This window comes from Chryseobacterium sp. sg2396, from assembly GCF_042610505.1.
In the GTDB taxonomy this organism is placed as follows: domain Bacteria; phylum Bacteroidota; class Bacteroidia; order Flavobacteriales; family Weeksellaceae; genus Chryseobacterium.
This window is the reverse complement of sequence record NZ_JBHGAQ010000005.1, coordinates 211,077-223,421: the sequence shown is the minus strand read 5'-3', so window position 1 is coordinate 223,421 and position 12,345 is coordinate 211,077. Positions and strand designations below refer to the sequence as shown.

The 12,345-nt window shown below is 40.0% G+C and carries 11 protein-coding genes; 3 read left to right on the top strand and 8 right to left on the bottom strand.

Annotation, left to right across the window (positions count from 1 at the left end; all coding sequences use genetic code 11):
- Positions 1 to 8: 8 nt before the first annotated feature.
- A complete protein-coding gene (gene mscL, locus ACED20_RS07555) occupies positions 9 to 398 on the bottom strand; it encodes a large conductance mechanosensitive channel protein MscL (RefSeq protein WP_294202363.1) in 390 nt (129 codons plus the stop codon).
- Between the two features lie 190 nt (positions 399 to 588).
- On the opposite strand from mscL, the gene ACED20_RS07550 reads away from it, so the two are divergent.
- Positions 589 to 2,103 (top strand): NAD(P)H-hydrate dehydratase, encoded by a 1,515-nt coding sequence (locus ACED20_RS07550; RefSeq protein WP_294294237.1) that lies wholly within the window; start codon positions 589 to 591, stop codon positions 2,101 to 2,103.
- A 170-nt stretch (positions 2,104 to 2,273) separates the two neighbouring features.
- On the opposite strand, the gene lgt is transcribed toward ACED20_RS07550, so the two are convergent.
- Positions 2,274 to 3,140 carry a prolipoprotein diacylglyceryl transferase gene (lgt, locus tag ACED20_RS07545; RefSeq protein ID WP_345767813.1) on the bottom strand — a complete coding sequence of 289 codons (867 nt, stop codon included), beginning with the start codon at positions 3,138 to 3,140 and terminating at the stop codon, positions 2,274 to 2,276.
- A 436-nt stretch (positions 3,141 to 3,576) separates the two neighbouring features.
- The gene (gene yidD, locus ACED20_RS07540) at positions 3,577 to 3,819 is read right to left on the bottom strand and encodes a membrane protein insertion efficiency factor YidD (protein ID WP_294202359.1); all 243 of its coding nucleotides are present in this window, start codon (positions 3,817 to 3,819) and stop codon (positions 3,577 to 3,579) included.
- A 191-nt stretch (positions 3,820 to 4,010) separates the two neighbouring features.
- Between yidD and ACED20_RS07535 the strand changes: the two genes are divergently transcribed.
- Entirely contained in the window at positions 4,011 to 5,288 is a 1,278-nt protein-coding gene (locus ACED20_RS07535) for a replication-associated recombination protein A (protein WP_294225743.1), read from the top strand.
- Between the two features lie 47 nt (positions 5,289 to 5,335).
- On the opposite strand, the gene ACED20_RS07530 is transcribed toward ACED20_RS07535, so the two are convergent.
- The 5 genes from ACED20_RS07530 to ACED20_RS07510 all read right to left on the bottom strand — a co-directional run bounded on the left by ACED20_RS07530 (position 5,336) and on the right by ACED20_RS07510 (position 10,701).
- Complete coding sequence (locus ACED20_RS07530) at positions 5,336 to 5,773, bottom strand: hypothetical protein (protein ID WP_294202355.1); 438 nt, start codon at positions 5,771 to 5,773, stop codon at positions 5,336 to 5,338.
- A gap of 109 nt (positions 5,774 to 5,882) precedes the next feature.
- Positions 5,883 to 8,099, bottom strand: coding sequence for a DUF2339 domain-containing protein (locus ACED20_RS07525; RefSeq protein WP_378104075.1), 2,217 nt, complete (start codon positions 8,097 to 8,099; stop codon positions 5,883 to 5,885).
- Positions 8,100 to 8,249: 150 nt separating this feature from the next.
- On the bottom strand, positions 8,250 to 8,993 hold the full coding sequence (locus tag ACED20_RS07520) for a hypothetical protein (RefSeq protein ID WP_294225749.1): 744 nt from the start codon (positions 8,991 to 8,993) through the stop codon (positions 8,250 to 8,252).
- Positions 8,994 to 9,334: 341 nt separating this feature from the next.
- Positions 9,335 to 10,183 (bottom strand): prephenate dehydratase, encoded by an 849-nt coding sequence (gene pheA / locus ACED20_RS07515; protein WP_378104074.1) that lies wholly within the window; start codon positions 10,181 to 10,183, stop codon positions 9,335 to 9,337.
- A 107-nt stretch (positions 10,184 to 10,290) separates the two neighbouring features.
- The gene (locus ACED20_RS07510) at positions 10,291 to 10,701 is read right to left on the bottom strand and encodes a thioesterase family protein (RefSeq protein ID WP_294202349.1); all 411 of its coding nucleotides are present in this window, start codon (positions 10,699 to 10,701) and stop codon (positions 10,291 to 10,293) included.
- Positions 10,702 to 10,838: 137 nt separating this feature from the next.
- Here ACED20_RS07510 and dnaA point away from each other — a divergent pair, with 137 nt between their 5' ends.
- Positions 10,839 to 12,293 (top strand): chromosomal replication initiator protein DnaA, encoded by a 1,455-nt coding sequence (gene dnaA / locus ACED20_RS07505; RefSeq protein WP_294225752.1) that lies wholly within the window; start codon positions 10,839 to 10,841, stop codon positions 12,291 to 12,293.
- Positions 12,294 to 12,345: the final 52 nt, after the last annotated feature.

Genomic DNA, 12,345 nt, shown 5'->3' with positions numbered 1-12,345 from the left:
CTTTATTATTATAGATTATTTTTGGCTTTCAGCAAATCTCTGATTTCCATTAATAATTTTTGGTCTTCGGTTGGTCCTGCCGGTACAGCCGGAGCTTCTTCAGGTTTTTTGCTAAGGCTGTTGATTCCTTTGATCAGCAAGAATAAGACAAAAGCTACGATCAGGAAACTGAGTATTGCCGAAAGAAAATTTCCATATTTAACGCCGTTCCAGGAAAGTTCTGCAATATTTTTTACGTTGGCTTTTTCAAGGGCCGGGTTCAGCAACAGGGGAGTAATAATATCATCCACAAATGATTTTACAATTGCACTGAATGCTGCACCGATAATCACTCCGACTGCCAGGTCGAGGACATTTCCTTTAAAGGCAAATTCTTTAAATTCTTTTACAAATCCCATAATTTATATTTTTTGTTTTTATTGTTTAAAATTAAAGGTTTAAGATACAAAAAAAATAATTTCTTTTGTTTTAAATAGAGATTTTCCGTTACATATTTTTTAAAATAATTATTTTATTCACTTCCCGATCCTTTTTATTTTAGCATTAGTTTTCGTAAATTGCTTGGGATACACTAATAGCATTTCACATATGAAAATCTTGACAGCAGAGCAAATTAAAAAGGGGGATCGATATACGATAGAGCATGAGCCTGTTTTTTCTATACAGCTTATGGAAAGGGCTGCAGAAGCGTGTGTAACATGGATTTCGGAAAATTGTAAGAACCACCGGAATTTTGCCATTTTCTGTGGCAACGGTAACAACGGCGGCGACGGTTTTGCCATTGCCAGGATGTTGTACCAGAAAGGTTTTGATATCGATGTATTTACCAATTCCAAGGCTAAATTTTCTTCCGATGCCCAAATTAATTTCCGCGAACTGAAAGAAATTTCAGGGATTTCCATAAAGGAATTCAAAGAAGTCCGGGACTACCGTTTCGACAGCAGGACAGTAATCATCGATGCACTTTTCGGAACCGGATTATCGCGCCCGCTGGAAGACGAGTTTAAAGAGCTGGTGGAATTTCTTAATAATACCCATAATATCAAAATCTCCATTGATCTTCCCTCGGGACTATTTGCAGATGCGGTCTCGCCGGAGGGTGCTGTTATTTTTAAAGCTGATTATACCCTGAGCTTTCAGCTTTGGAAAAAAACCTTTTTTCATCCGGAGACAGGAAAATATGCGGGGAAAGTAAGAATCCTGGATATTAATATCAGTGAAGAATATATTGCCGAAGCAGAAACGGAAAATTATGTTGTGAATGATAAGGCCGTAAAGCAGATTTTCAGGCCGAGAGAAGAGTTTTCCCACAAAGGTACCTACGGAAAAGTGATTATCGTCGGGGGGAGCATCGGTAAAATGGGTGCCGCCGTACTCGCTGCAAGGGCTGCACTTAAAACAGGAGCAGGACTTACCTTTGCCCTTGCCCCGAAGTGCGGCTGTGATATTTTGCAGATCTCCAATCCGGAAGCCATGTTTATCGAAGGCGGGACGGATGTGATCGATCATATTGAAGTTGATGAAAATGCGGTTTGCGGAATTGGGCCTGGTTTGGGAACCGATCCAAAAACTGCGAAAGCTTTTCTTGCTTTTCTAAAAGAATATTCCCAACCTTTGATTCTGGATGCCGATGCACTGAATATCATTTCTCAGGACCCAAAAAATATAAAGCTTATTCCGAAAGAATCTATCATTACGCCTCATCCGAAAGAATTTGAAAGGCTGTTCGGGCCTACCGGAAATTCCTTCAAAAGGGTGGAGCGTGCCATAACCAAAGCCCGGGAACATCATATTTATATCGTACTGAAAGACCATCGTACCCAGATCATCAGCCCTGCCGGAAAGGTATTCTATAATATTACAGGAAATTCCGGACTGGCAAAAGGCGGAAGCGGTGATATCCTAACCGGAATTATTGCATCATTTTCTGCACAAAATTACACGCCGGAAGAAGCTGCTGTTTTAGGGGTATGGTTTCATGGCCGGGCTGCAGATTCTGCGTCGGAGAAGTACTCCAAGGAATCGATGCTTCCGACTGATGTCATTCATGAATTCGGAAATGTTTTTGAGGAGCTAAACAGTTTGGCAGTAAAGGCTTTGTAATAATTTCCCACAGCGATATTCACGGAATCGTCAGGATACATAAGTTGTTTCCCAGTTTGCAAATAATGTCTTTTCCAGCAAACAGATAAGTATCTTGGCTAACCAAATTGAGTTCAAATAAAAAAGCAGATCTGCACCATACAGATCTGCTTTTTTTATGTTGGATTTACTTACTCCGGCTTCTCGTTTTCAGCCTGGGTGATCCTGAACTTTTTGGAAACAACCATGATGATGACTCCTGCAATCATAAATGGAATGGATAATACCTGTCCGGTATTAAGTCCGCCGAACTGGATGAATTCGTCACCCTGAGGCTCCTTCAGGAATTCCACAAAGAATCTGATCGCCCAGAGAATGATGAAGAACAATCCGAACAGCCATCCCTGCTGGTATTTTTTATTGGTTTTTCTATAGAGAATCCATAACAGGATAAAAAGACATACATATCCGAAAGCTTCAAACAACTGGGACGGATAACGCGGAACCGTCACCCCGTATTCACTGCTCTGCTGTGGGAAAAGTAAGGCAAAAGGAGAGTTCGGGTCGGCCGGTTTTCCGATGATCTCCGAGTTGAAGAAGTTTCCCAATCTCACAAATGCTCCGCCCAGGGAGACCACGATTCCCAAACGGTCGTATACCCATAACGGATTCTTCTTGATGATTTTAAATGAATAATACAAGGTTGTAAGGATCAGCGCAATCGTTGCTCCGTGGCTGGCCAGTCCGGAAAACCCGGTGAATTTCAGTCCGTTTTTTGTACTGATCGGCAGGAACACACTCCAGAAATCTTCTTTGAAAAGTTCCGGCTGGTAGAAAATAACGTGCCCCATTCTTGCACCGAGGATCGTTCCGATAAGGGTCCACGTAAAAAGCGGCTCCAGGTATTTCTGGTTCACGTTGTCGATCTTGAAAATTCTGCTCATCAGCACATAGCCGAAACCGAAAGCGAAAATGAACATAAGGCTGTAAAAATGCAGGGTAACCGGACCCAGCTGAATACCTTTTGAAGGATCCCAGATTTTGAAAGGCGTGTCCAGGCTTACCTGGTCAGCTTCTGCAATTGGCTTCTGCGTTTTAACGGCATATTTAAAGGAGCTGAGGTTTTCGCTGGTAGCAGGTGTGTCGATCAGTCTGAAATTCTTATCCAGGAACTGGTAATGTACCAATTTATATTTGGCTAGAGTCGCCGTACTGTAATTTATATATGCAGGTTCAAAATTGGATTCATTCAAAATAACCAGAACGTTTTCCTTGACAGGCTTATCGGCAAATTCATTAAGATCCTGGATTTCCGTAGTGGAATAGATCTTTACGGGGACATTCGCGGAATTCACGTGTAATGTTCCGTCGGACAGGCCGTCCGGATAGTTCTGCGCAAAAAGACACTGGGTAATCAGCGCGAAAACGACGAGATACATTCTGAAAAAAATATTACTCATTGCTATTTTTTTTAATAGTTTGTTTATTTAAATGTTACTTTTTAGGCGGCACAGGATCGTACCCGCTACCGCCCCAAGGATGGCATCTTGAAATTCTTTTTACACCCAGCCAGAATCCTTTGAAAATCCCGTGAACCTGCAGTGCCTTTACCATATAATGCGAACACGTCGGCTCATAACGGCAGTTTTTAGGAAGCAGCGGCGAGATAAACCATTGGTAAAGCCGTATGAAGATTACCAAAGGAAAAGTAATGATTTTATTGAATGTAAGTTTCAAAACAGTGCAAAAATAGGGTAAAAAATTGAAAATTAGTTTAAATTTGTTTGAAGTTTCAGTTCGGTAAAGGTCTGTTCGAAGGATCAATTCCGGTGTTTGTCGATTTACTGATCTCAACAGGATAAATCCGGGAAACCTCTGCCGTTTTGGATGTCTCTATTAAATTTATTGTACTTTAAATCTTAAACATTTTGAATCAAAATATACCATTAGCTGAAAAGCTGAGACCGAAAACCCTGGATGACGTGCTGGGGCAGGAACATCTTACGGGCGAAAAAGGAACAATCCGGAAAATGATGCAGAACAATTCCCTTAATTCCCTGATTTTCTGGGGGCCTCCGGGTACTGGCAAAACGACGCTTGCTGAGATCATTTCCGAAAATTCCGGACGGAAGTTTTATAAGCTTTCTGCCGTTTCCTCCGGTGTAAAGGATGTACGCGACGTAATCGAGGATGCGAAAAAGCAGAACCTATTTTCCGGGAAATCGCCGATCCTGTTTATCGATGAAATTCACCGTTTCAACAAATCCCAGCAGGATTCGCTGCTTCATGCCGTAGAAAAAGGCTGGATCGTCCTGATCGGGGCCACTACGGAAAACCCGAGCTTTGAAGTGGTTTCGGCCCTGCTGTCCAGAAGCCAGGTGTATATTTTAAGAGCACTGACGTACGAAAAGCTTGAAGAATTGATCGATATAGCCTCGGAAAGATTTAATCAGGATGAAAACACGGCTTTCAAGATTGCTGAAAAAGAAGCATTGATCCAGTATTCAGGAGGAGATGCCCGGAAGCTGATCAATTCGGTGGAGCTGGTGCTGAACCAGTTCAAGAATTCCGGTAAATCGGAGATAAGGAATGAAGATGTCCTGGAAGTACTGCAGGAGACGATGGCTCTTTATGATAAAAATGGCGAACAGCATTATGATATCATTTCGGCTTTCATCAAGTCAATGCGTGGGAGCGATCCCAACGGTGCGGTCTATTGGCTGGCCCGTATGCTGGCTGGTGGTGAGGATATTAAATTCATTGCCAGAAGAATGTTGATCCTGGCATCGGAAGACATTGGGCTGGCCAACCCGAACGCTCTGGTAATGGCCAACAGCTGTTTTCAGGCCGTCAATGTAATCGGAAATCCGGAAGCGAGAATTATTCTCAGTGAAACAGCAGTGTACCTGGCCGTTTCGCCGAAAAGCAATTCTACTTACATGGCGATCAATGAGGCATTAGCTTTGGTAAAGAAAACGGGAAATCTTCCGGTGCCGCTGCACCTGAGAAATGCACCTACCAAGCTGATGAAAGACCTGGATTACGGAAAGGAGTATAAATATGCGCATTCCTATGACGGTAATTTTGTAGACCAGGATTTTTTGCCGGAAGAAATAAAAGATGCCAGGCTTTATGAGCCGGGAAATAATGCGACCGAAAAGAAAATTTACGAAGAACTCAAAAAGAAATGGAACGGTAAATACTAAAGGATACCCCACAAGGGTATCCTTTTCATGTAAATATGATGTGAAAATTACTTTTGTGTGGATACGGAAACTGTTTTGCTTCCGTTATTGTCGACCACCTTAACGTTTCTCAGTATGTCGCCGTATACCAGTGTATCTGTATTGGCGAATTCATAACCGTCGATAAGAACAGGTGTGTTTTTTGCCAGGTTATACTGCGTATTAAGATCAGCCAGAGAAAGTCTGTCCAAAGTACCTAATCCGGATTTAAGTTTATATTCCACCAGGCCGTTGTCCGCAATGTTCCCGAATTTTTTCAGATTCTGAGGAAGCTCTGCTGAAGATCTAAATGTACGTGAGCTTTGCACGTAACCTTTAAGATTGTTACTGAACATATCCACCGTTCCAACAATATCATTGGCAACTGCAAATCGTGTTGATGTATTCTTCTGGGCAAATAATGTTGCCGAAGACAACAGTAAAAAAGAGTATAATAATTTTTTCATAATGGCTTAGGAATAGATAACTATTAAAAACGCTATAAATATAGTTATTTTTTATAAAATGTAAATAAATTTTTACAATAATATAATTATAAGCCAAAGATAATCTGTTTTATGATATTTCGGAATCGTTGCTTTCTTGCTTTTTTTCTACCATATTCTTGATGATCTTTTTTACCCGCTGAAACAGAAATGAACTCAGTAATAAGATAATGCCCAGCATAATAAAGGCGATGATTCTGGATACGTTATCCATTTTCCATACGTCATAAGCATACAGTTTGCATACGGTAACTGCAATAAGGGCAAAACCAACTTTGTTATATTCTGAAACTTCAGTTTTTAATCCTTTATAAAGGAAAAGGCTGGCCAGAACCGCCCAGATGATCGGAAGATAAAGAAGGCTGAAATGTTTAGTAAGAAAAGGGGTCTCCAAAATCGTATTGGCATTATAAAGTACATACATATTGTACAATTCGCCGCTTACAGCTGTGATGAATGCCAGGGAAACCCACCAGTACGAAAGTTTCATTTGTAAGAAATACGATTTCGGTACAATATTCACCAGAATGGTTATAAAGGGAATCCAATATAAAAGATAAGCCCAATATAAAGTAAAAGGAATTTTATTCTGTAAATATTGGGTCACAATTCCGGGACCGGAAATCAGAGTATTGAAGATAATTAGTGCGAAAAATACATAAAATAGTGCTGTCTTGAGAATTTTATCGATTTCAAGCTTCTTCCTAAATAACAGAATGAGGAAGATAAAAAACAGGCTGTAAAGCATTGCCGTACCGAAAATAATGATCCAAGGTTTTTCTGAAATATGGTAAACGACTTCCAGTAAAAGGGCAATGTAAATAATACCGTAGCTGACAACGGTAAAAAGATTTTCGAAGAAATTACTGTTTTGATCCTGACGATCTGAAAGTTTTCTCAGCAAAATTAAATTGACAAAAGTAGAGATCACCGTTACGGTACTTGTTAGGAATACCGGATTGAAAATTGCAGCAAGATCTTTTGCTTCAATATATTCGGTCCATGTAACAATCTGGGCGATAATCACCAAAGGAAAAAGAATATAAAAGCATATTCTGAAAATATTGAGGTTGGTTTTTTTCCAGATAAAAAGCAGCAGGGTTGCCTCAATTGCCCAGACACTTGTTATTAGGTGTGCCTTAAACTGTAAAGCAACGGCAGCGGTTATAAGGCTTACCGTAATACCAGCAAAAACGGAATAACTGGTACCGAATTTTTTTGCCGAATATTCCTTGTAAAGAAGGATGAGGTTAACCAACGCAAAAATCACAGGGAAAATAATTACCGGTTCATATTGCAGCGTCTCAAAAATATACACCAAACCGATGATGCATGTGAAATTAATGAGCACAAGCATTAGAATATCATAAGGAAGCAGGAGGTTTTTCTTAAAATAATTCTGCAGGGCAAAAAGATAGAAGATAATGTAAGTAATGATATAAAAATATACACTTAGCATTTCTGTTTTTTCTGCTGTCCAGGACGCAAGATAAATGCCGGTAAGGATAAAGGAGATCCAGCCTACGCTTTTCCAGCTTTTAAGAAATACGACGGCCAGCATGCCTATATTTAAGACCGTAAGATAGGCAAACAGAAAAAGATAATTGCTTTCCCCTGAACTGATCATTAAAGGGGCAAGGAATCCTCCGAACAGGGAAAAAATATTCAGAATTTCACTCTTATAATAATATGAAAGCAGGATACACAGCAGGGTAATACAACAGGTTACCGTAAAGGCCGCTCCCTGTGAAAACAGTTGATATTCCCGGAAGGCAATGGTAACTGTGAAATAGAGGACTGCAATCCCGCCTCCGGTAATAATGGATGCAAAAACAGCATAATTTCTTCTAAGGAAATGCCCGATCCCCATAATGACAGCGCCGGCCAGAAATCCGATTCCTACCCGTGGGGTTTCCCCAATCCAGTTTTTGTCGATGGCATATTTCACAAAATAGCCAATGCCTAACACCAGTGTAAAAATACCAACAATGGTAAGGGCATTCTGTTTTAAAAATTCGAACACAGGGGCGAGCTTGTCTTTTTCTTTTTTCACAGGAACTTCGTTCTTAGGAGACTCTGATAGTGGCAATACAGTAACTTGCTGTTCAATCCGATTCTCAGAAGAAGTATTTGTTTTTTTTGATATCAGGGAATGCTCAGTAAGGTCTTCTTCAGTCATTTTCAGTTTCAATTCTTCAAATTCCCGTTCCAGTTTCTTGAGTCTCTGATGATAGTTGTTGAGAATACAGAGTACTATTACAGCGATAAATATAATTGCATATGCCATTTTGAACGATTGGTTTATCAAATATAATCAAATGTTTACAGCCGAAAAAAATAATCCGCTACACTGCGTAGCGGATTAAAGTAAGATATAGTGATTAACACGGTTAGTAATCAGGTTGTAAAATTTTTCTTTTGATAAATAAATTGATTTTTAATTTGATACTTTATAAATATAAAAAGAACTCGTACTGCTACCCAGGATAGTGCCATCCAGCAACGAAGATCCTATAAGTCCGAAGGAAATCTTATCACCGGCCTGTAAAGGATATAATGAATTCAGGCTGGATTCCGAAATCGTAAGGCTGAGAAGTCCTAAATTCGCTCCGCTGAAAGATCTGCTGTCGATCAGTGTGGATACCCCGTTTCTGGTTCTTACAATCCCTGCACCGGGTGCGTTTGCCAGCAAGGCTGCCTGAATTCCCGTTCCGTAACGGAAACTGAACCCAATAGCGTAAACTCCAGTGCTCGGTACATTGTATGTGTTGTCGCTATCCGTAAAAACGGCGGTTGATCCTACTGTTCTTTCCGCATTTACAAAATTAACAGATTGGAAGCCTGATGGGAAAATTCCTAAAGCCACCAAAGTTAAACCGGATGTTTTTCTTGCTGCATATAACGAAGCGGCAACACCTGTAGTTCCTCCGGAAGTCGCAAGATCTGCAATAAGCTGAGGATTTAATTGAGACACTTCAAAATCACCACCGGTATTCTGGTTGACGGCAAGAATTTGATAACCCGTGGTGGATGCTGCAGTAGGAACTTGGCGAATCTTTAAATTTCCGTTTACATCAAGGGTTGCCTGCGGAGTGGTAGTATTAATACCTACTGCACCACTCTGGGCCGCAAAAGGGAGCGCCATTAGTGCTAAAATGGCACTGCAAATTTTAGTTTTCATGTTCATAAAAATTTAATTTTAATTAGAGGTTTACTCTCAGATAGTTTTTCATGAAAAATGCATCAAATATCATGCAAAATGCTATTTTAGATTAAAAATTTTTATCTTTTATATTGATTTGTGTGATATTATTAAATTTATAGTTATTTGTTGTTTAAATTTTTCTAAAAAATATTATAGATCTATAATTGGAGAAATATATATAAGAGATATACTCCTGATTCCCTGCTGAAAGAGAAATTAAGAGATCTGTTCATACATCAGAACAGCGATTGAAAATTTGAATTATTATAAATAGATCCTGTGAAGATGGGATTGGATTAGCGTGGAATGAAATTTTGTCAGCTTTTCAGAAGAAATTCTTTGTAATTTCCTAAAAATACGGTGTCAGCTCCTAAAGCTGCCAATTCTGCCAGTGCATTGTGATGTAAGGCCGATTCCCAGGTACCGGTCACATTAATGAAAAAGAAATAGTTGCCAAGTCCCGTTTTCAAGGTTCTGGATTCTATTTTGCTGAGGTTCATTTTCCGCCATGCAAAAACAGAAAGTACCTGATGAAGCCCTCCCGGATGATCTTCCGGAAGTGTGATCAGCAGTCCGGACTTTTCTCCTGATACTTCAAGTTCATTGTTAAGATATAGATTCTGCCGTTTGGAAATGATAATAAATCGGGTATGATTCTGCTCGATGTCCTGAATGTTCCGGCGGATGATCTTCAGTCCGTAAAGATCTGCAGCGAACTGATTGGCCACGGCGGCAAGGTTTCTGTCGGGATTTTCGGAAACGTGTTTCGCCGCCGCTGCGGTGGAAGAATATTCCTGCTTGGGAATCTCCTTAAATCCGGAGTCAAGAAAATGAAAGCTCTGTGCCAGTGCCTGCGGATGGGAATAAATTTTTTCCAGACTTTCTATATTGCAGTCCGGATGAACCATCAGGTGATGGGCAATCGGCATAACGGCTTCAGCTTCGATCCTGATGTCGGGAGTTTTATAAAGATAATCCAGTGTCATGGACACGGTACCTTCAATTGAGTTTTCCAGCGGAACGACTGCCTGGTCAACTTCCCCGCATTCAACGGCACTAAAGCAATCCAGTATATTGTTTTGAGGTAAAAGTTCTGCTTTTGGGAAAAGCTGGCTCGCGGCGAGTTGGGTAAAACTGGCCTGCGGGCCTAAATAGGCAATCTTCATGAATCTTTCTTTTAAATAGTACTTTGGCGAAGGATGCAAGATAATATATTATTTCTGTTTAGCTGTCTTTAAAAGCTAAAAACCTTCTTCCTGTTTCGGGTTCAAAATTATTTATTCCAGTTAGCCTTAATCAGCTCCATAAGATAATCCGGACATTTTACGATCTTTTTCGTTTGGGCATCGAGGAAAAAAAGGGTAGTTGAAGCTTCTGTAATTTTTACGTGATCTTCATTAAAAATTTCATACTCGAATTCGATCCTTACTCCCGGTATTTTTTTTATATAAGTGTGGATTTCCAGTTTTTCATCATAAAAAGCAGGTCTCAGATACTTGATTTTATACTCCGAAACGGGCAGCCAAATTCCTTGATTTTCAATTTCATTATAGGACATTCCTATGCTTCGGAAAAGCTCCACTCTTCCGATTTCAAGATACTCGGCATAGTTGCCGTAATAAACGTATTTCATTGGGTCTGTTTCTCCATAACGTACTCGTAATGAGTGTTTTGTGTGTATCATTTTTAATGCTTGATTATACATACAAATATATTTTTAAATAATCAATAAGTGCAAAATTTTTTTTTAAAATAAAAATTATGGACCTTTGTCATCCTTCTAAAAGAAGTACTAACAAAGAATTAATCAGGGCATATTTTATGGATGAAAATTTAATGATGATATGGCAGAGGTGCCTTCAGTTCATGCGCGATAATCTTAACGCAGCTGAAGATAGTTCTGACCTGAAAAAACTTGAAAAATCTTTCGACCTGCTGTTCGATAAGGTACAGCCGCTTTCTTTAGTGGATAATAACCTTACGCTCATCGTTCCGAGTGATTTTTACAAGGAATATATAGAGGATAATTACCTGTCCCTTCTTTCTGCTGCCCTGAAAAAAAATATCGGAAAAGGAGTGAAATTATGGTATTCCGTAATCGAAAACAAGCCTGCGGGTGTGGAGAAGCCGATTACCATGAATATGAAAGGCAAAAGCACGCCGACACCAAAAGTGCAGGAAACGATGCCGCAAGGTTTTTCATCCAATATCGTTAATCCTTTTGTCGTTCCGGGAATCAAGAAAGTGAATATCAATTCCAATCTGAAATCGGATTTTTCTTTTGACAATTATATAGAAGGGGAGAGCAACAAGTTTGCCGCTACCGTAGCGAGATCGATTGCCAAAAGACCGGGAGCTACGGCTTTCAACCCTTTATTTTTATACGGAGGTTACGGAGTAGGGAAAACCCACCTTGGCCAGGCGGTTGGTCTGGAAGTGAAAAACCAGTTTCCGGATAAGATCGTTCTGTATCTTTCTTCCGAAAAATTTATCCAGCAGTTCATTTCAGCAGCAAAAGCACATAAACAGACCGAATTTGCCAATTTCTACCAGATGGTGGATGTACTGATTATCGATGATATTCAGTTCCTTTCCGGAAAATCGGCCACGCAGGACAGTTTCTTCCATATCTTCGACCATTTGCACCAAAACGGAAAGCAGATCATCCTGACTTCCGATAAGGCGCCGGCCGATATTATGGACATCCAGGACCGGATCGTTTCCCGTTTCAAATGGGGACTTTCGGCCGAAATCAAATCTCCGGATATTTCCACCCGTAAGAAGATTATCGTAGATAAATTAAGCAGAGACGGGATCGTTCTGCCTGATGACATGCTCGATTTCCTTGCGGCGGAAGCAAAGACCAACGTAAGAGAACTGATCGGGATTATCAACTCCGTAATTGCTTATTCTACCGTATATAAAACGGATCTGAGCCTTGAATTACTTAAAGAGACTATCAGTAAAATTGCAGCTACCCAGAAAAAGGTCATCAATATTCCTTACATTCAGGATGTGGTATGCGATTATTTCGGAATCAAAAAAGAGCAGCTTCTTTCTAAAACCAGAAAAAGAGAAATTGCGCTTCCGAGACAGCTGGCGATGTATTTTTCCAAAGAACTTACCAATTCCACCTTCACTAAGATCGGTGCTGAAATGGGAGGGAAAGACCACTCAACGGTTATGTATGCCTGTGATACCATCAAGGATGTTTCGAAAATCGATAAAGAGATCAAAAAATATGTAAAAGAGTTGGGCGAAAGAATCAGACAGTAAGAATACATAATATAAATATAGAAAATGGAGAATAATTTTATTCTTCATTTTT